The organism is Providencia alcalifaciens DSM 30120, from assembly GCF_000173415.1.
Lineage (GTDB): Bacteria > Pseudomonadota > Gammaproteobacteria > Enterobacterales > Enterobacteriaceae > Providencia > Providencia alcalifaciens.
Genome location: NZ_ABXW01000015.1, coordinates 1 through 18,726, shown reverse-complemented (window position 1 = coordinate 18,726; position 18,726 = coordinate 1). Strand labels below are relative to the sequence as shown.

At 45.7% G+C, this 18,726-nt stretch carries 19 protein-coding genes; 3 read left to right on the top strand and 16 right to left on the bottom strand.

Translation table 11 applies throughout. The features are described from left to right. Positions 1–3: 3 nt before the first annotated feature. The 10 genes from nrdD to phnR form a co-directional block, all read right to left on the bottom strand. Positions 4–2,142, bottom strand: coding sequence for an anaerobic ribonucleoside-triphosphate reductase (gene nrdD / locus PROVALCAL_RS04515; protein ID WP_039861603.1), 2,139 nt, complete (start codon positions 2,140–2,142; stop codon positions 4–6). 444 nt (positions 2,143–2,586) lie between these two features. Further along, complete coding sequence (ridA, locus tag PROVALCAL_RS04510) at positions 2,587–2,973, bottom strand: 2-iminobutanoate/2-iminopropanoate deaminase (RefSeq protein WP_006662427.1); 387 nt, start codon at positions 2,971–2,973, stop codon at positions 2,587–2,589. Positions 2,974–3,065: 92 nt separating this feature from the next. Further along, positions 3,066–3,530 (bottom strand): aspartate carbamoyltransferase regulatory subunit, encoded by a 465-nt coding sequence (gene pyrI / locus PROVALCAL_RS04505; protein ID WP_006657936.1) that lies wholly within the window; start codon positions 3,528–3,530, stop codon positions 3,066–3,068. Positions 3,531–3,540: 10 nt separating this feature from the next. After that, positions 3,541–4,476, bottom strand: coding sequence for an aspartate carbamoyltransferase (gene pyrB, locus PROVALCAL_RS04500; protein ID WP_006657935.1), 936 nt, complete (start codon positions 4,474–4,476; stop codon positions 3,541–3,543). Positions 4,477–4,491: 15 nt separating this feature from the next. Next, positions 4,492–4,641, bottom strand: a complete 150-nt coding sequence (locus PROVALCAL_RS19715; protein ID WP_165480219.1) for a hypothetical protein — start codon at positions 4,639–4,641, stop codon at positions 4,492–4,494. 105 nt (positions 4,642–4,746) lie between these two features. Next, on the bottom strand, positions 4,747–5,544 hold the full coding sequence (phnV, locus tag PROVALCAL_RS04490; protein ID WP_006657933.1) for a 2-aminoethylphosphonate ABC transport system, membrane component PhnV: 798 nt from the start codon (positions 5,542–5,544) through the stop codon (positions 4,747–4,749). Between the two features lie 2 nt (positions 5,545–5,546). Continuing rightward, positions 5,547–6,407, bottom strand: coding sequence for a 2-aminoethylphosphonate ABC transporter permease subunit (gene phnU, locus PROVALCAL_RS04485; protein WP_006657932.1), 861 nt, complete (start codon positions 6,405–6,407; stop codon positions 5,547–5,549). A 1-nt stretch (position 6,408) separates the two neighbouring features. Further along, positions 6,409–7,518, bottom strand: coding sequence for a 2-aminoethylphosphonate ABC transport system ATP-binding subunit PhnT (phnT, locus tag PROVALCAL_RS04480; protein ID WP_006657931.1), 1,110 nt, complete (start codon positions 7,516–7,518; stop codon positions 6,409–6,411). A 7-nt stretch (positions 7,519–7,525) separates the two neighbouring features. Then, positions 7,526–8,539, bottom strand: coding sequence for a 2-aminoethylphosphonate ABC transporter substrate-binding protein (locus PROVALCAL_RS04475; RefSeq protein WP_039861609.1), 1,014 nt, complete (start codon positions 8,537–8,539; stop codon positions 7,526–7,528). A gap of 136 nt (positions 8,540–8,675) precedes the next feature. Then, positions 8,676–9,383, bottom strand: coding sequence for a phosphonate utilization transcriptional regulator PhnR (phnR, locus tag PROVALCAL_RS04470; protein ID WP_006657929.1), 708 nt, complete (start codon positions 9,381–9,383; stop codon positions 8,676–8,678). Between the two features lie 150 nt (positions 9,384–9,533). Here phnR and phnW point away from each other — a divergent pair, with 150 nt between their 5' ends. Beyond that, positions 9,534–10,643: a 2-aminoethylphosphonate--pyruvate transaminase gene (phnW, locus tag PROVALCAL_RS04465; protein ID WP_006657928.1), complete on the top strand. Its 1,110-nt coding sequence runs from the start codon at positions 9,534–9,536 to the stop codon at positions 10,641–10,643. 2 nt (positions 10,644–10,645) lie between these two features. Then, entirely contained in the window at positions 10,646–11,455 is an 810-nt protein-coding gene (gene phnX, locus PROVALCAL_RS04460) for a phosphonoacetaldehyde hydrolase (protein WP_006662434.1), read from the top strand. Between the two features lie 48 nt (positions 11,456–11,503). Here phnX and argF read toward each other — a convergent pair whose 3' ends face one another. Beyond that, positions 11,504–12,529 carry an ornithine carbamoyltransferase gene (gene argF / locus PROVALCAL_RS04455; RefSeq protein ID WP_006657926.1) on the bottom strand — a complete coding sequence of 342 codons (1,026 nt, stop codon included), beginning with the start codon at positions 12,527–12,529 and terminating at the stop codon, positions 11,504–11,506. Between the two features lie 162 nt (positions 12,530–12,691). Between argF and rraB the strand changes: the two genes are divergently transcribed. Further along, complete coding sequence (rraB, locus tag PROVALCAL_RS04450) at positions 12,692–13,114, top strand: ribonuclease E inhibitor RraB (RefSeq protein ID WP_006657925.1); 423 nt, start codon at positions 12,692–12,694, stop codon at positions 13,112–13,114. A gap of 95 nt (positions 13,115–13,209) precedes the next feature. On the opposite strand, the gene PROVALCAL_RS04445 is transcribed toward rraB, so the two are convergent. The 5 genes from PROVALCAL_RS04445 to PROVALCAL_RS04425 form a co-directional block, all read right to left on the bottom strand. Continuing rightward, positions 13,210–13,860: a GNAT family N-acetyltransferase gene (locus PROVALCAL_RS04445; protein ID WP_006657924.1), complete on the bottom strand. Its 651-nt coding sequence runs from the start codon at positions 13,858–13,860 to the stop codon at positions 13,210–13,212. Further along, the gene (locus tag PROVALCAL_RS04440; protein ID WP_409371731.1) at positions 13,857–14,459 is read right to left on the bottom strand and encodes a class I SAM-dependent methyltransferase; all 603 of its coding nucleotides are present in this window, start codon (positions 14,457–14,459) and stop codon (positions 13,857–13,859) included. The genes PROVALCAL_RS04445 and PROVALCAL_RS04440 overlap by 4 nt, the downstream gene beginning before the upstream one ends. Positions 14,460–14,660: 201 nt before the next feature. After that, on the bottom strand, positions 14,661–15,164 hold the full coding sequence (locus PROVALCAL_RS04435; RefSeq protein WP_006657922.1) for a GNAT family N-acetyltransferase: 504 nt from the start codon (positions 15,162–15,164) through the stop codon (positions 14,661–14,663). Positions 15,165–15,327: 163 nt separating this feature from the next. Further along, positions 15,328–18,198 (bottom strand): valine--tRNA ligase, encoded by a 2,871-nt coding sequence (locus tag PROVALCAL_RS04430; protein ID WP_039861606.1) that lies wholly within the window; start codon positions 18,196–18,198, stop codon positions 15,328–15,330. Positions 18,199–18,236: 38 nt separating this feature from the next. Then, positions 18,237–18,686 (bottom strand): DNA polymerase III subunit chi, encoded by a 450-nt coding sequence (locus tag PROVALCAL_RS04425; protein ID WP_036963286.1) that lies wholly within the window; start codon positions 18,684–18,686, stop codon positions 18,237–18,239. Positions 18,687–18,726 lie beyond the last annotated feature (40 nt).

The following is an 18,726-nucleotide window of genomic DNA, read 5'->3' as shown; positions in this document are numbered from 1 at the left end:
TCATTAACCAAGCTGACCATTTCCTAAGTGTTTGATACGGCGCTTCACTTCTTCTTGTTTACCCGCATTAAATGGTCGTGCATCTGGGCTACCTAAATAGCCACATACGCGGCGGATCACCGAAACACGGTTAGTATCGTGGTTGCCGCAAGCTGGGCAGGTAAAGCCCTTGCTCGTACAAGAAAACTCCCCAGAAAAACCACAGTCATAGCATTCATCGATAGGGGTATTCGTCCCGTAGTAAGGAACATGCTGATAGCTGTAATCCCATACATCCTCAAGAGCTTTGAGGTTGTGCTGTAAATTCGGGTATTCGCCGTAACAGATAAAACCGCCGTTAGCGAGTGCTGGGTACGGCTGCTCAAAATCGATTTTATCGTAAGGATTTACCTGTTTTTCGACATCTAAGTGGAAGCTGTTGGTGTAGTAGCCTTTGTCTGTCACGCCATCCACGACGCCAAATTCGGCAGTATCTAAGCGGCAGAAACGGTCACACAGGTTTTCACTCGGCGTGCTGTATAAGCTGAAGCCATAGCCTGTCTGCTCTTTCCAGTCATCGGTAGCTTGGCGCAGACGGTTTACGATAGCCACGGCTTTTTCGCGTAATTGCTCACTGTCATACACATGGGTATCGATGCCAAATAGGGCATTGATAGTTTCGTGTAATCCAATATAGCCTAATGAGATAGAAGCACGCCCATGTTTGAAAATTTCGGCCACGCTATCATTGGCTTTTAAGCGAACGCCACAGGCGCCTTCCATGTATAAAATAGGTGCGACACGGGCTTTGACATTTTCTAAGCGGGCAATGCGAGTCATCAGCGCTTTTTTAGCGATAGCTAAACGCTCATCAAGTAGTGCCCAGAATGCATCTTCGTTACCTTGGGCTTCCAGCGCAATTCGCGGTAAGTTTAGGCTGATGACACCGAGGTTGTTGCGACCATCATGGATTTGTTTGCCATCTTCTTCATAGACGCCCAAGAAACTGCGACAGCCCATCGGTGTTTTAAAGGAGCCAGTGACATCTACCACTCGGTCGTAATTAAGAATGTCTGGATACATGCGCTTACTCGCACATTCCAAAGCTAGCTGTTTGATGTCGTAGTTAGGATCACCGTATTTGTGGTTCAATCCATCTTTGATGGCAAACACGAGTTTTGGGAAAACCGCGGTTTTACGATTTTTGCCTAGCCCTGCAATACGGTTTTTGAGGATTGACTGCTGAATGAGCCTAGCTTCATGGGAGGTTCCTAATCCAAAACCAAACGTGACAAATGGTGTTTGCCCGTTTGCGGTATGCAGTGTATTCACTTCATACTCTAAAGATTGGAAGGCATCGTAACACTCTTTTTCAGTACGGTTTTTTGCGTAAGCCTCGGCATCAGCAATTCCCCACTCTTTGGCGACTTTTAGGTGTTTTTCATGGCTGATAGCCACGTAAGGCGCCAAAATTTCATCAATTCGGTTGATAGTGGTACCGCCATAAATATGGCTAGCAACTTGAGCGATAATTTGTGCTGTAACGGCAGTGGCAGTCGAAATGGATTTTGGTGGCTCAATTTCAGCATTTCCCATCTTAAAGCCGTTGGTTAACATGCCATCAAGGTCGATAAGCATACAGTTAAACATCGGGAAGAAAGGGGCATAATCGAGGTCATGATAGTGAATTTCACCCTTTTCATGAGCAAGTACCACATCGCGTGGCAAAATATGCTGTTTGGCATAATGCTTAGCGACGATCCCGGCTAATAAATCACGCTGGGTTGGGATCACTTTACTGTCTTTATTCGCATTTTCATTGAGTAAAGATAGGTTACTTTGCTCAATTAATCCGCGGATTTCGTGAGTCAGTTGGCTGCGCTTTTCGCGTTCGCTATCTCTATCATGACGATACTCAATATAGGCACGTGCCAGATCTTTATAAGGTCCAGACATCAGCTGGTTTTCGACAGCATCTTGGATTTCGGCGATATCCACTTTTTCTCGATGACACAGTTGTTCAGAAACAACCGTAGCCACTTGCAGACAATAATCATCATCTTTGACATCTACCGCCGCGGCTGCACGTCGCACCGCTTCTTGAATGCGCGGGAGATCAAAATTGACCTGACAACCATCTCGTTTTATAACCACCGTTTTCACTGTCATACTCCTTATTAAATCCCTCACAGGACTGGCGATAGCGTCCATTATCTTTTATCAGTATGGGGCATCCCTGTGAAAGAAATGTGAATTTTTACTACATGTAGTGTCTAGTGAATTAATTAAAGCACAATATGTAGGATATTGCCTTTTTTTAGCTGACGGTAATTTGATTTAAAACAAGGAAAAAAATAATTTGTATGAATATCAAAAGTGCAGGCAGTAATTAAATTGTGCGTTCGATAATTTAGTGAGCCATAAGGTTAGGTGGCGGATATATCCAAGGGGCTATCGTGGCAAAACGTGACGAAGAGAAGAAAATCGCCTTGAGATACAGTGAATAACCTGAAAGTTGATAAGTATATTTAGAATGAAGCTAATAAAAAAAGCCTGCTGACAATGTGTTAGCAGGCTATCAGACTGACAATCTGAAACTGAATAAAACTATTTACGCACCGCGATAGCTTCGATTTCGATTTTCACATCTTTTGGCAAGCGAGCCACTTCAACACAAGAACGCGCTGGGAATGGCGCATTATGTTGTTTGAAAAATTCTTCATAAGTGGCATTAACGGTAGCGAAGTCATTTAAATCTTTCACAAAAACGGTCGTTTTTACGATATTGGCAACGCCCAAACCTGCTTTTTCTAAAATCGCTTTCACGTTCGCCAGTGATTGACGGGTTTGTGCTGCGATATCTTCAGGTACATTACCGGTTTTTGGATCAACAGGAATTTGACCTGAGGTCATAACCATACTGCCTAAATCGACGCCTTGAACGTAAGGACCAATAGCGGCTGGTGCATTTTCAGTGCTGATTTCGTATGACATAGTTTCTCCGTTTATCACGTAAAAAAGGGTTTGGACGCTATTATAGACACGGAACGGCATCCATACAAAGACGCAGTCTACGCCTAAATACCTTACTGATTATTGATCACGGCGTCTCTATCGAACTCTTTTTCACAGAATTTGCAGGTTAATGCCACATGTTTTGCTCGTTGTTTAATGCGGAAGCTGCTGGAAACTGGCTCATTATGGCTAATACAGTTGCTATTAGGGCACACCAGCACGCTGTCGATTTGTTCTGGTAATTTCAGGTCTAATTTTTCCACCACTTGATAATCTTCGATACGATTAACGGTAGCTTCTGGCGCATACATCGCCAATTGGTTGGCTTGTTCTGGGGTTAAAAAGGTATTTTCGATTTTGATAATGTCTTTTTTGCCCATATTGCTGGAGGGTAAATTCAGCCCAATAGTGATGCGCTCATCGGTTTTGGTGAGCTTAAACAGCTTTAGCAATTTGAATCCAATTTGAGCAGGGATATGGTCGATGACAGTGCCGCAACGGATGGCTTCAACTTGTAATTTATGGTCGTGTGTCATGGTGTTCTCCTCAGATTGCCAGTTCTTTATTTAATACCAGAGACAGCAGCGCTTGGCGCGCGTAGATTCCATTGCCTGCTTGCTGAAAATAATACGCGTAAGGAGTGCTATCGACATCCACGGTAATTTCATCAATGCGTGGTAGCGGGTGCAGCACTTTTAAATTGTCTTTAGCGTTGTGCAGGTCTTGGGCTCGCAGGATGAACTGAGCTTTGACATTGGCGTATTCTGATGGGTCTAAACGCTCTTTTTGAACGCGAGTCATATACAAAATATCCACTTCTGGAATGACATCATCAACATTGTTATGCAGGCTGTAAGTGGCCCCTTTTTCATCCAGAATATTCAGGATATGAGGTGGCATCGACAGCACTTCTGGGGAAATAAAGTAGAAGTGATTACCTTCAAACTTCGATAGCGCTTGAGTCAGTGAATGCACCGTTCTGCCATATTTCAGGTCACCGACCATCGCGATTTTCAGGTTCTCTAAGCGGCCTTGAGTTTCTTGGATAGTAAACAGGTCTAACAGGGTTTGCGTTGGATGCTGGTTAGAGCCATCGCCAGCGTTGATAATTGGGACAGAACCTGAGAACTGGCTAGCTAAACGCGCGGCACCTTCTTGTGGGTGGCGCATCACAATCGCATCAACATACTGGCTGATAACGGAAATGGTGTCTGCAAGAGTCTCGCCTTTCTTACCTAATGAGGTATTGGCGCTATCGGAGAAGCCGACGACAGATGCCCCTAAACGATGAATGGCGGTTTCGAATGACAGACGGGTACGCGTCGATGCTTCGAAGAAACAGCTGGCGATAACTTTATGCTTCAGAAACTCGGGTTGAGGTTGCTGCTTTAATGAAGCGGCCACTTTAAGAACTAATTCAAGGTCGGTTTTATCTAAATCGTTAATTGAGATTATGTCGCGGTGATATAACGGATTCGGCATCGTGATTCTCCTGTATCAGCAAGACTTGCTATCTAGTAGGCCAAAAAAAAGCCCCTCAATGAGGGGCTTTTTTATCAATACGGCGGGGAAAAACAGGCTGTCCTGACCGCGTGATGGCAGTGCGGTGTCGGTATTCTCTTTCAAAAATAGAGCAGCAGTGTTCATGGTTTCTCCCGGCAAATTGTGGCGCATTATACGCGTGTGACACAATGACGCAAGCGTTTGCGAACAGAAAAATGAAAAATTTTTACTTATAATCTTATCTTTGCCTTACCTTTGCCCCAATCTCTTTGCCACTCTCTCCAACTTCATCATTAATAACAGCGTGATAGCGACGAGGACGATAGTCAAGGCAGAGCCATCGGCGATATTTCCACGGTCGGTCAGGCTGAAAATGGACACTGGCAATGTCGCCCAACCTGGGGGATACAGCATCATGGTGGCACCCAGTTCGCCGAGGGACAAAGATAGGCTCAAGGCGACTGCGGAAATCATCCATGGCATCAACAGCGGTAGGGTGACATGGCACAAGCGATACCACGGAGAAGCCCCTAAACTGAATGCCACATTTTCAATATCAGCGGAAATGCGGGTTAACCCAGTGGAGACATTGCTGAAGGTGAACGCTGAAATCAGAACAAAATGAGCGGAAAAAACAATCCAGAACGTCCCATTCATTTGCAAATAGCCTTGGCTAAATGCCACTAAGATCCCTAAACCTATCGACACCGAAGGAATAGCACTCGGCAAATAGAACACAATACCCAGATATTTTTGTACTTTGGCACTATGGCGACGTAAGGCTAGGGCTGCCCACAGACCGCAAAACAGTGCAAACAGACTGGCGCAAAAGCCGATAATCAGGCTGGATAAAATGGCTTCCCATGCTGGACCCCGAAACGCATTCACAAAGTGTTCGAAGGTAAAGCCGGAGGGCAAAATACCATTCCATTGCTGGCTAAAGCTGGACATGAGAATCATCACTAATGGCAGCAAAAATAGGCAAGAAAATAGCGTGATGGCGATGGCGGTTGAAATGGCTCGCCCAGTTTTAGACCAAATTAACATGGTTATTTTTTCACTCCGAAACGGGTTGTTGCCATGCGATACAGGCTAAAGAGTCCCACAGACAGCAAAATATTAATTAACGCTATCATGCACGCGACGCTGTAGTCAGATTCCAAAATGGCTTTGCTGTAGACCATCATCGGCAAGGTATTTACTCCTTTTGCTCCGATAAACAGCACGATGCCAAATTCGTTGGTGGTCAGCAGTAAACACAGGCTGCCGCCTGCGAGTAATGCAGGAAGTGCCGCAGGAAAAATCACTTGGCTGATAACGCGGGCAGGGTGCGCCCCTAAAATACTGGCAGCTTCTAATTGGCTTTTATCGATTTGGCGCAGCGCTGCCATTAGCGGGCGCATCACGAGCGGAGTAAAGACGGTGATCTCCGCCAGAATCACGCCATTAATCGAGTATAAAAAGTCCACAGGAGGCAGTTCAAAATCAAACAGCGCCATTAATGTGCCATTGAGTAACCCCGCCGAACCATAAATAAAGGTAAACGCGAGGGTGATCAGAAATGTCGGCAGTGCGATAAAAGTATCAATGACTTGGGTAATAAAACGGCTTCCGGGAAACGGAATAAACACCAAAATCAGCGATAATACCGAGCCAAGTACTAAGCACCCGAGAGTGGCAAAAAAGGCAATTTGTAGCGTATTGAATAGCCCGCTAATAAACCGACGAGATTCAATTACTTGCCAGAACGTTTCTAAGCTTACGCCACCAGTGGGACTCTGAATGGCTTGCTCGCCAATCAACATCAGCGGGTAGAAAAATAACGTCGCTAGAACGAGCAGCGGTGGTGCTATCCAATAAAACGGTTTTAGGTTTATGGATGATGGCTTAGACAGGTGAATAACCGACATATTATTCCTCAATCAACACAGTATCAGAAGGAGAAAACCACAGCGTGAGTTTATCGCCTGCTTGCGGTAACGGGGATAAATGGGTAACAGCGACCGTGACATTCTCCCCTGCGACATCACACAATAAATGGGTAATATCCCCCTGCCAGCGGATAGATCGCAAAGTGGCGTGTAGCTGGTTTGAGGTATCTGCTCGCGGGGTGAGGCTAATATGCTGTGGGCGAATACAGATTAATTTGTGGCTGTTGTTCTGCATACCTTGAGTTTGTGCCTCAATGAGCGTACCGCCACAGCTCACACTGACTTGAGCAGGTACGGAGGAAAAGCCCAAAGCAGTCGCCGACAGAATATTGGCGCGTCCTAAAAACTCAGCAGCAAAGCGATTCGGTGGGCGATGGTACAGTGCATTTTTCTCCCCGTGAGCCACCAAGTAGCCATCTTTCATGATGCCAATCTTATCCCCCAGCGCGAGGGCTTCCGTTTGATCATGAGTGACGTACAAAATCGTGAGCTCAGGAAGTTCACGATGTAGTCTCGCAATTTCTTCCACCATATTATGGCGAATCTGAGCATCGAGAGCGGATAACGGCTCATCAAGCAAAAGCACTCTGGGTCGCACAGCAATCGCACGGGCGATAGCGACGCGTTGTTGCTGACCGCCAGATAACTGATGCGGGTAACGGGCGGCATAGTCGCTCATGCCGACAATGTTTAATGCTTCAGCCACTCGCTCTTTAATTAGTGCTTTAGGCTGCTTTTGAGCGCGCAGACCAAAGGCAACATTATCCTCGACTTTCATATGAGGAAAAAGGGCGTAGTTCTGCACTACCATGCCCAATCCGCGTTGATAAGGCGGAAGCTGGGTAATATCCGTATCACCCATTAAAATGCGTCCGCTATCCGGTTGTGCGAAACCTGCAATGGACCGTAACACGGTGGTTTTCCCGGAGCCTGAAGGTCCAATAAGTACCAATATTTCACCCGGCTCAATAGTTAAGGATAACGGTTTAAGCACCACATTGTTATGGTAAGAAACCCGCAGAGATTCCAGCACAATGCCGGAATGCTCAGTGCGCTGACTTGGAGTTTCTTTATTTCTTTTCATCAACATAACCCGCTCACTCACTTTCGGTGACTTTGTGCCAACGGCTGATATCATCCGAGAGGGATATTTCAACTTCATCCCAATTTGGTTGCCAAGTTTTCACACCCTTGAGGGTTTCGGTGGCTTTGTGGAATTGCGGATCGTTTGGTGTCAGGTCTGAGCGTACAGGCATTCCCCATGACAGTTCGCTAACGTGGCTTTGGGCTTGTTTGTCTAACAGAAAGTTAATCAGCTTTTTGCCATTTTCAGTTTCAGGACCGTTGTTTACTAAGCCAACCACATAAGGTAGAACCAGTGCGCTGCGTTCGCCTTTTTCATCGGCTGGCCAGAAGATTTTGACGTTTGGATTACGTTCCATTTGGGAAAGGTTCATCTGTAAATCGCCGTTTGCAACGTATAGCTCACCTTTATTGACTAATGCGGTGAGTTTTCCTGTTGAGGCAGATGGACCGACGTTATTAGCTTGCAGCTTCCCGAGGTAATTAAACCCTGCATCTTTGCCACCAAAGCTATGGAACACTTGCAGCATAACAGCGGTGCCATCACCTGCTTGCCCTGGTGTGGAGTATTGCAGCTTATTTTTAAAACGGGTATCAAGAAGTTCATTCCACGTTGCTGGTGGGTTTTTTAGCAGTTTGTCATTATAGATAAAGGTCAGGTAGTTATTGACAATGGGGGTGTAATACTCGGTTGAGTTAGGAATGCTTACCGCAGACTCTGGTGTGAATTTTGCCAGTAATTCGGTTTTGGCAGCGCGTTGGATAAACGGGGGGACGGTGACAAGCACGTCCGCTTGTGGGTTAGTACGCTCTTTGGCTAGGCGTTCAACGATGGCACCGGAACCCCCTTCGACGTACTGCACTTTAATCCCAGTTTGCTGGGTAAAGGCATCAAACTGAGACTGATACCAGCTGTTGTTGCCATCATGAAGACCATCTGCGGAGTAAACCGTGACGACAGGGGCGGCACAAACCGAGGTCGAACCTAGGGCTGCAAGAAGCAATACGGCAAGAGGGGTAGGCTTCATTTTACGTTTCATCTCCAGATCTCCAGTTAGTCGTTAAATTTATCTGGTATATACCAGTGTTTTTACGCTAACGGGTTTATGTGACAGAAAAATGAAATTGCTCGAGAAACCAAAAATTTATTTTTAAGAATGAAGATCAGAGAGTATCGACCTCGATACGCAGGCTATCATGACGCCAATATTCCACATCATAATCCAGAATACGCCCATATTGATCATAGTTTAAACGTTGCAGTAACAGTGCGGGGCGACCCACTGCAACGCCGAGTGCGCTGGCGGCTTGCGGTGGCATTGCTGTTGGATAAAAAGACAAATGCATACTGGTATAAATCAGCCCATATTGATGCTCATACACTTCGGTGAGACTGCCATTGAGATCGTGGCTTAATAACTCAGGAACACGAGCAGGAAGACAGTGATTTTCCGAGTAACAAACGGGGCGGTCATCTGCATAGCGTAGGCGAGTGAGCAGATAAATTTGTTCAAAAGGTTGTAATTGCAGCGGCACCATTGCCTCTACGGGGACAGTCACAACATTGCCTTCTAACAGCGTAGTTTTTGGTTGGCGACCTTGCTCTAAGCACAGTTTATGAAAATTAGTATTTTGCGTTGGGTCGAGCCATAAGCGCTCGGGCGTCACAAACCAGCCTCGGCGCTCAGAACGGTAAATTGCGCCACTGGATTCCAGTTGTGCCAAGCTTTCTCTGATAGTCACACGGGTGGTATTAAAAATGGCACAAAGCTCTCGCTCAGAGGGTAGTTTATCGCCACTTTTCAGCGCGCCGCTCTGAATTCTTGCTTGTAATTGCGCTTTGATGAGGAGGTACTGCGGCTGTTCATCCATCGATAATGTATCCGTTTTTCGTCGCAAAATTTTTTATCCATTATACACGCCAATATGAATTTTTTGTTGCAGGGCGTCTTTTCCTTTGACCTTCTTGTTCATCTGCCGTCATTATAATATTAATCTGGTATAGACCAATGGTGAATTTAAATGACAATGAATCAATATCTGCTGTTAACACCGGGACCTTTGACCACGTCGCAAACGGTAAAAGAGGCGATGCTATTTGATAGCTGCACATGGGACGATGACTATAACTTAGGCGTGGTGCAGCGTATTCGCCAACAGCTGGTGGAATTGGCGACAACCCAAGCGGGGTATACCAGTGTGTTACTCCAAGGAAGTGGCAGCTATGCAGTCGAAGCTGTACTGGGTTCAGTGCTAGAGCCTCAAGATAAAATCTTGATTGTGAGTAATGGCGCTTATGGTGCCCGAATGGCTGAAATGGCGCAATTAATGGGTATTTCCCATCATGTTTATGATTGTGGAGAAGTGGCGTTACCTGATGTGTCACAGATTGAGCAACTACTCCAACAAGATAGCCAAATTAGCCATATCGCTATGGTGCACTGCGAAACGACTACGGGTATTTTGAATCCAATTGAGGGAGTCGCTGAATTAGCTAAGCGGTATCAAAAACGCTATATCGTGGATGCGATGAGTAGTTTTGGGGGGATCCCATTGGATGTGGGGGCGCTGAATATTGATTTTCTGATCAGCTCGGCCAACAAGTGTATTCAAGGGGTGCCGGGGTTTGGGTTTGTGATAGCTCGTTCCAGCGAACTGGAAAAATGTGCGGGACGCTCGCGTTCGTTGTCCCTTGATCTGTATGCACAATGGCGCTGCATGGAACAATTTCATGGAAAATGGCGTTTTACTTCCCCTACGCACACTGTTTTGGCTTTTGCGCAAGCATTGAAGGAACTGGTGCAAGAAGGCGGCGTGAACGCTCGTTGCCAGCGTTATCAACAGAATCAGCACAAGCTGGTGGAAGGTATGCGCCAATTGGGCTTTCGCACATTATTAGATGATAGCCAACAATCGCCGATTATCACGGCATTTTATTCGCCAGATGCCGAAGATTATCAGTTCAACCAATTTTATCAGCAGCTCAAAGTACAAGGCTTTGTAATCTATCCGGGCAAAGTTTCGAAGAGCGATTGTTTCCGCATTGGTAATATTGGTGAAGTGTATCCGCATCATATCGATGCCTTATTGGTTGCGATAAAAAATGCGATGTATTGGGAAAAGAAGGATTAATGATGAACCGTATTGAAGCTGTTATTTTAGATTGGGCGGGAACGACGGTAGATTTCGGCTCATTCGCCCCCACTCAAATTTTTATTGAGGCGTTTAAATCCGCATTCGATATTGATATCACCTTGGCTCAAGCTCGTATCCCGATGGGGTTAGGTAAATGGCAGCATATTGAAGCGTTAGGAAAACTACCAGAGATTGATGCGATGTGGCAGGCAAGGTTTGGACGCTCAATGACCAGCGAAGATATCGATGCTATTTACCAAACTTTTATGCCGTTACAGATTGCTAAAGTGGTTGATTTTGCAGCGCCGATTGATGGGGTTGTTAGCACGATCACAACGCTGCGTGGGCAAGGAGTTAAAATTGGTTCCTGTTCAGGCTACCCAAGAGCAGTGATGGAAAAGTTGGTTCCAGCGGCGGCCACATTGGGGTATCAACCCGATTACTGGATTGCCAGTGATGATTTAGCAGCTGGCGGACGTCCAGGGCCGTGGATGGCGCTGCAAAATGTGATTGAACTGGCGGTCAATTCCGTCTCCCATTGTGTGAAAGTGGATGATGCCGTACCGGGAATTGAAGAGGGGCGCAATGCGGGAATGTGGAGCATTGGATTAGCGATTTCAGGTAATGAATTTGGTAAAACATGGGATGAATATCAAGGCATGAGCCAAGAAGATATTTCTCCATTACGTCAGCAAGCTGCGGACAAACTGTATGCGGCGGGCGCCCATTATGTGATTGATACCTTGTCCGATCTTCCTCGAGTGATTGACGAAATCAACGGCAGACTGGCAAACGGTGAGAAGCCATAAGTTTCAGGTTAGTTTGACCAAGTAGGGTCGCCTACTTGGTCGATGAATTTAGAGTATATTTATTGGTAATTCAGGGGCGAGCGTCGCCACCATCACCGCTTTAATGGTATGCAGGCGGTTTTCCGCTTGGTCGAAGACGATGCTGTAAGGGGATTCAAACACCTCTTCCGTCACTTCGAGTCCACCATAAAGATTAAACTCTTTGGCAAGCTGAGCGCCTAATGTAGTGTCTTCATTATGAAATGCCGGCAGGCAGTGTAAGAATTTCACGTCTGGGTTACCCGTCAGTTTGATCACGTCCATATTCACTTGGTACGGTTTCATTAAAGCAATGCGTTGCGCCCAGACTTCTTTAGGTTCTCCCATCGAAACCCACACATCGGTATACAGAAAATCTGCGTCTTTAACGCCTTCTGCCACGTTTTCCGTCAGAATGATTTTTCCGCCAGTGGTTTTAGCTATTTTCTGGCACTCTGCAACTAATTCAGCCTCTGGCCAGCAGCTTTTTGGTGCCACTAAACGCAGCTCCATGCCTGTTAATGCCGCTGCTTCTAACATTGAATTTCCCATGTTATTGCGTGCATCCCCGAGGTAGGCGAACTTGATGTCAGAAAGCGGTGTATTCGGTTTATGTTCTTGGATGGTGAGTAGGTCGGCTAATAACTGTGTGGGATGGAATTCGTTAGTTAATCCATTCCAGACAGGCACTCCCGCATGCTGAGCTAATGTTTCGACGGTGCTTTGTGCATAACCCCGATATTGCACGCCATCGTACATCCGACCCAATACTCTGGCGGTGTCTTTCATGGTCTCCTTGTGCCCGATTTGGCTACCGGATGGCCCAAGATAGGTAACTCTTGCCCCTTGGTCGAAAGCGCCGACTTCAAATGCGCAGCGCGTCCGTGTGGAATCTTTCTCGAAGATCAGCGCAAAATTCTTACCGGCTAATAAAGGTGGCTCTGTGCCAGATTTTTTGGCTAATTTTAGCCAAGCGGAGAGTTTTAATAATGCATGAATATCGTTAGAGGTGAAATCTAATAATCTTAAAAAATGCTTTCCGTGTAGGGGGTTCATAAATTACAGCCTTTTATAATTGAATTAATATTCAATTTATAGTCATAAAAATTCAAAATCAACCCCTCATGCAAAAGAAATTATTTTATTAGGTATGGTTTCACTCTTGACCCTATGGGAGAATGAGCCAGAGACTAATACCACGGAATAAGGGGTGTGGAGATGGTAGATAAAGCTGAATTTGATGCGCAGTACGAAGAAACTCGCCTGATCATTGAAGAGTTACTGGAAGATGGAAGTGATCCTGATGCGCTGTATGCAATTGAGCATCACTTTTCTGCAAACAATTTTGAATTGTTAGAAAAAGCGGCTGTTGAAGCATTCAAACTGGGCTATGAAGTCACTGATGCGGAAGAACTGGAAATTGAAACAGGTGAAACCCTGATGTGTTGCGATGTCATCAGTGAAAGTGCGCTAAATGCAGAACTGATCGACGCACAAGTTGAACAGTTAATGAAATTAGCCGAAAAAATGGGTGTGAACTACGATGGTTGGGGCACCTATTTTGAAGATCCAGACGCAGAATATGATGATGAAGACGGTGACGACGAAGGGGATGATGAGTCCGAAAATCGTGTTCACTAATTGATTCTTCAAATTTCAATCGGTGATAATCTCGCCAGATTGAAAAATAAAAAAGCACTGAACGAGAATATCGTCAGTGCTTTTTTGTTTTTATGTCATTCAGTTAATTCTTGTACCATATAGTGCCATCCATAAATATCCATATAGCGTAATGTGGTGCGAGACGTTTCATATTTCTCATCGGTATAACCACGGCGTAAATAAAGTTCTCTTGCCTTGGTATTCAAATCAGATACATACAAAGAAACTCGGGTGAGCTTAGGATCTGCGGCTACTTGGTTTTCAATGTGATCTAACACGCGATTACCAATTCCTATACCTCGTAACTTGTTATCGACACATAAGTAAGAAAGGTAGGCGGTATCTGGTCTTGGTTTGTGTACAAATAACTGGAAAATGCGTCGAATTTTCATAAAGCGAAAAAAACCTGCTTTACGCAGAATTTGTATTAATGGCACGGGGGTAGATGCTTGTTCTTGAATGCGTTTTACGCCGTAAGTGATGCCATAAACTGCGACTAGATTGTCATTTAATTTAACCTGAAAGTGCCTATCATAGGGGGCACTCAGACCGCGCTGCCAAAATAGAGATAACACCCCCTGACGCTGGGCTTCTGGCATATCGCTAATGGTTTTAAATTTAGAGGAAAAGGCTTCATAAAATAGCGTGTTAGCACTATCAATGCTTGCTTTTTCTAAAGGTTCAATGGCGAGCGGGTCGTGATTGATCATTAAGTTGACCATCATGAGTTCACCGAAGAAGGGCTGGCATGCTCAAGCGTAAATACCATTTCAGGGGAGTTCTCTTGAAAAGCATTCAACTGCCAGTCACCGTAAAGATAACGAACACGTAAACCGCAAAATTCAACGGCCTGAGCAATGTCGCTGAGTGTCGGAAAGGCAATATCCGATTCAGCACGGAATATCGGGCCATTCTCACCTTGTTGGTAGAATGTTTGATAGTGGACAATGCCATTCAGCTCAGCAACATCATTCCAAAGAGTGACTTCGCCAAATTCTTGGGTCGTGAGGGATTCACGAGATAATTCAGGCGTCCACTCTCTCCACTCTTCAACCGCTGGGTTGCGACTATCAAATACAATCGTGCCATCTGCAGTGAGATGTCGCTGCATGGCTTGCAATGCGGAAATTCGTTGTTCTTGAGTCAAAAAAACTTGAAAAGCGTGACCAGATAAAATGATCAAATCAAATTTCATGTCCAGATTGAGCTTTTCGGCAGTACTGTTCAGCCAACGAACGCGACTTGTTTTTTGTTGAGCAATATCCAACATCGCTTGCGCGGGATCGACACCGACCAAAGTAGTATGTGGATATTGCTCCGCAATGGCGGTGAGTAACGTGCCAGTACCGCAGCCTAAATCTAAAATATGCTGTGCAGAAGATGCATGGTTAAGGTAGACCGCATAATCTGCTATTGTCTAGATCATAGAAGCGGGCAAGCATCGGGTCTTCATAGAGTGCATCTTCATACAGTGACGTCATTGGCTGCGATATCTCTTTGATGTTGAATAATGAGGCGGTGAGAATTACAGGGTTTTCAGCATCCGAATTTCACAGTCGCTATGCCCTGTATTACCCAAAGGCTCGTCGATAAAGTCGAAACCTAATTTTTCATACAGTTTAATCGCAGCTTGAAGCTCACTAGTGGTTTCTAAATAGCAGCGGGTATAACCTTGCTGTTTAGCAAATTCCAATGACATCAGAACGATTTGCTTCGCTAAACCTTTTCCACGTAATACGGAAGAGAGGTACATTTTTTGTAATTCAGCGGTATGTTCATCACCACCGGCGACTTGTGAGATACCACCACCGCCAACAATCTTGCCATCCATTTCGACAACCCAATAAGCGCTACGAGGCTTACTGTACACTTCATACAGTGTGTCTAAAATAGGATCAGCAACCGCAAAACCTTTATCTGCGGTTAGCCCGTGTTCAGCGGACACTTCACGAATGACAGCGGCGATTTCTGGGTTATCTTGAGGTTGAATTAAACGAACTTGAACAGTTGAGGTTGTGCTTGTTGTCATAAGAACATCTCTTTTTATTTGTGTTATTTATATTTTTAATTGCACCATTTGCTGGTGCAATAATTATGATATTGAGCATGTGATAAAGCTTTTCAACACCCAGATATAAAAAAGCCCTAACTCATCAAAGACGAGTCAGGGCTAGAGATTTAAAGCTGAATGATTATAAAGAGGCGATGGTCACTTTTTGCGCTTCAATCTTCGCTTTCGCTTCGATATTTTCCGCTAAACGCGCACGCTCTTTCTCAACCACGGCAGCAGGCGCACGGCTCACAAATCCTTCGTTTGCCAACTTGCTTTCGATGGTATCAATTTCTTTTACCACTTTTTCCAGCTCTTTATCTAAACGAGCCAGCTCTGCGTCTTTATCAACCAGACCAGCCATTGGGATCAGCACTTCAGCGCCTGCGACTAATTTAGTCACAGAAACTGGGGCTTCTTCGCCTTCAGCTAGGACACGGATGCTCGCTAAACGCGCCATAGAACGGATAAAGTTTTCGTTTTCTGCAACGCGACGTGCGGCATCAGCTGACGCACCACGTAACATGACATCCAGTGGTTTACCCGGCGCAATGTTCATTTCTGCACGAATATTACGTACAGCAATGATCGCTTCTTTAATCCACTCTAAATCGCTCAGTGCTAGCTCATCCACTTTCGCCGCATCGAACTCTGGGAATGCTTGCAGCATGATGGTGTCAGCTTCAATACCTTTCACCACTTTCACGCGCTGCCAGATGGTTTCGGTGATAAATGGAATGATTGGGTGAGCCAGACGCAGTAAGCCTTCCAGTACTTCAATCAGGGTGAAGCGTGCCGCACGAACTTGGGCTTCATTACCTTTATGAACCGCAGGTTTAGACAGCTCTAAGTACCAGTCACAGAATTCATTCCATGTGAAATCATACAGAATGCCCGCGGCGATATCGTAACGGTGGGTATCTAACGCTTCACGGTACGCTTTTACGGTTTGGTTGAACTGCGCCATGATCCAGCGATCAGCCAATGAGAAGCTCATTTCGCCGCCGTTTTGTCCGCAATCTTGACCTTCAGTATTCATCAGAACAAAGCGGCTTGCATTCCATAATTTATTACAGAAGTTACGGTAGCCTGACAGACGCTTCATGTCCCAGTTGATATCGCGACCCGTCGATGCCAGTGCTGCTAAAGTAAAGCGCAGGGCATCAGTACCGTGAGCTTCGATACCGTCTGGATACTCTTTACGAGTACGCTTAGCAATTTTCTCAGCCAGTTGTGGCTGCATCATGTTGCCAGTACGTTTTTCCAGTAAGGCTTCCAATGAAATACCGTCGATCATATCCAGTGGGTCGATAACGTTCCCTTTAGATTTAGACATTTTCTGACCTTCTTCATCGCGGATCAGACCTGTCATATACACGGTTTTAAATGGAACTTGTGGCTCGCCATTTTCATCTTTGATGAAATGCATGGTCATCATGATCATACGGGCAATCCAGAAGAAAATAATATCGAATCCGCTGACTAATACATCTGTTGGATGGAAAGTTTTCAGCGCATCGGTATTTTCTGGCCAGCCTAAGGTTGAGAATGTCCACAGACCAGAAGAGAACCACGTATCTAATACGTCGTCATCTTGACGCAGTGCTACATCGGCACCTAAGTTGTTTTCGCGGCGAACTTCGTCTTCATCACGACCCACGTAAACATTGCCTTTGTCGTCATACCAAGCTGGAATACGGTGACCCCACCATAATTGACGAGAAATACACCAGTCTTGGATATCACGCATCCAAGAGAAATACATGTTTTCGTATTGGCGCGGAACGAATTGGATACGACCATCTTCAACGGCTTTGATAGCGTCTTTCGCTAAAGGCGCAGTACGTACGTACCATTGGTCAGTCAGCATTGGCTCGATAACCACGCCACCACGGTCACCGTAAGGTACGGTTAAATCGTGAGGTTTGACTTCAACCAGTAAACCTAATTGTTCAAATTCAGCGACGATAGCTTTACGTGCTGCGAAACGCTCCATGCCACGGTAGGCTTCTGGAATTTCGCTGCTGTAATCGGTGCAAGGGTTGCCGTTAGTGTCGAACACTTCCGCTTCGTTACGAACGTTACCATCTAAGTCCATCATGTTGATCATGGTCAGTTGGTGACGTTTACCCACTTCGTAGTCGTTGAAGTCATGGGCTGGGGTAATTTTCACACAGCCGGTACCTTTTTCCATATCGGCGTGTTCATCACCGACGATTGGAATGCGGCGATTGATGATTGGCAGGATAATTTCTTTGCCAATTAAATCCTTATAACGTGGATCTTCAGGGTTAACGGCCACACCGGTATCACCCAGCATGGTTTCTGGGCGCGTGGTCGCAACCACTAAATAGTCTTTCCCTTCAGCAGTTTTCGCGCCGTCAGCCAGCGGATAACGCAGGTGCCACATAGAACCTTTAACTTCGCGGTTTTCAACTTCCAGATCAGAAATTGCGGTGTGCAGTTTCGGATCCCAGTTAACCAGACGCTTGCCGCGATAGATTAAGTTTTCTTTGTACATACGAACGAAAGCTTCTTTAACGGCTTTAGATAAGCCTTCGTCCATGGTGAAGCGCTCGCGATCCCAGTCAACAGAGTCACCTAAACGGCGCATTTGTTGAGAGATAGTGCCGCCAGATTCCGCTTTCCATTCCCAGATTTTGTCGATGAACGCATCACGACCGTAGTCATGGCGGTTTTTACCTTCTTCAGCCGCAATTTTACGCTCAACCACCATTTGAGTTGCGATACCCGCGTGGTCAGTACCCGTCTGCCATAGGGTGTTTTTCCCTTGCATACGCTGGTAACGGATCATGGTATCCATAATGGTTTGTTGGAAGGCGTGACCCATGTGCAGGCTACCGGTGACGTTCGGCGGTGGGATCACGACGCAGAAACTGTCTTTTGAAGTATCACCGTTCGGACGGAAGTAACCGTTTTTTTCCCAGTGGGTATACAGGGACTGTTCGATTTCCGCTGGATTATAAGTTTTGTCGAGGGATGGCTCGATCATTGCGTTGTCTGGTTTCTTTTCCATTTTTATCTTTGTGTTCAGTAAGTTGGCGGCGTCGCCATGGTCAAATTGAAGCCGACGCTCCGGTAAGTTTTATACCGGTCACGCGCCAACTGTTTTAAAGTTTCATCGATAGGCACGAAGTCTATCACTTCATGGAAAGCCGTTGCAAAATCTGCGAATTGGCTTTGTAAATTAATCAGGATATCGCGAGGTGTATTGCCACGTTTATTCGGCCAGCAAATTTCAATTGGCGCACCATAGCGGGGACCTTCTCCTGCTAAATTGTGGGGTACAAATTGGTGAGGATCTCGCTGCCAAAGTGCCTCATCCATTTTTTCAGCTTGTTGCTGATTTTCGCAGGCAATCAGAATACGTTTTCCATTGCGCCACGCTTGTGCAGCAAGCTCACAAGCAAGCCATTCATGGGCTTCATATTCGGCTTGTGGGGAGGGCTGTTCAAGTAAGTAAAATGTACCTTTTTTCATATACCCGTCATACTTCAATTTGTAGGGGTGTTGGCTACGC

Excerpts from the sequence above, each read along its gene's own strand:
- ridA (WP_006662427.1), bottom strand. The coding sequence starts at position 2,973 with ATGTCATACGAAATCAGCACTGAAAATGCACCAGCCGCTATTGGTCCT.
- pyrI (WP_006657936.1), bottom strand. The coding sequence starts at position 3,530 with ATGACACACGACCATAAATTACAAGTTGAAGCCATCCGTTGCGGCACT.
- pyrB (WP_006657935.1), bottom strand. The coding sequence starts at position 4,476 with ATGCCGAATCCGTTATATCACCGCGACATAATCTCAATTAACGATTTA.
- PROVALCAL_RS19715 (WP_165480219.1), bottom strand. The coding sequence starts at position 4,641 with ATGAACACTGCTGCTCTATTTTTGAAAGAGAATACCGACACCGCACTG.
- phnV (WP_006657933.1), bottom strand. The coding sequence starts at position 5,544 with ATGTTAATTTGGTCTAAAACTGGGCGAGCCATTTCAACCGCCATCGCC.
- phnU (WP_006657932.1), bottom strand. The coding sequence starts at position 6,407 with ATGTCGGTTATTCACCTGTCTAAGCCATCATCCATAAACCTAAAACCG.
- phnT (WP_006657931.1), bottom strand. The coding sequence starts at position 7,518 with ATGTTGATGAAAAGAAATAAAGAAACTCCAAGTCAGCGCACTGAGCAT.
- PROVALCAL_RS04475 (WP_039861609.1), bottom strand. The coding sequence starts at position 8,539 with ATGAAGCCTACCCCTCTTGCCGTATTGCTTCTTGCAGCCCTAGGTTCG.
- phnR (WP_006657929.1), bottom strand. The coding sequence starts at position 9,383 with ATGGATGAACAGCCGCAGTACCTCCTCATCAAAGCGCAATTACAAGCA.
- phnW (WP_006657928.1), top strand. The coding sequence starts at position 9,534 with ATGACAATGAATCAATATCTGCTGTTAACACCGGGACCTTTGACCACG.
- phnX (WP_006662434.1), top strand. The coding sequence starts at position 10,646 with ATGAACCGTATTGAAGCTGTTATTTTAGATTGGGCGGGAACGACGGTA.
- argF (WP_006657926.1), bottom strand. The coding sequence starts at position 12,529 with ATGAACCCCCTACACGGAAAGCATTTTTTAAGATTATTAGATTTCACC.
- rraB (WP_006657925.1), top strand. The coding sequence starts at position 12,692 with ATGGTAGATAAAGCTGAATTTGATGCGCAGTACGAAGAAACTCGCCTG.
- PROVALCAL_RS04445 (WP_006657924.1), bottom strand. The coding sequence starts at position 13,860 with ATGATGGTCAACTTAATGATCAATCACGACCCGCTCGCCATTGAACCT.
- PROVALCAL_RS04435 (WP_006657922.1), bottom strand. The coding sequence starts at position 15,164 with ATGACAACAAGCACAACCTCAACTGTTCAAGTTCGTTTAATTCAACCT.
- PROVALCAL_RS04430 (WP_039861606.1), bottom strand. The coding sequence starts at position 18,198 with ATGATCGAGCCATCCCTCGACAAAACTTATAATCCAGCGGAAATCGAA.
- PROVALCAL_RS04425 (WP_036963286.1), bottom strand. The coding sequence starts at position 18,686 with ATGAAAAAAGGTACATTTTACTTACTTGAACAGCCCTCCCCACAAGCC.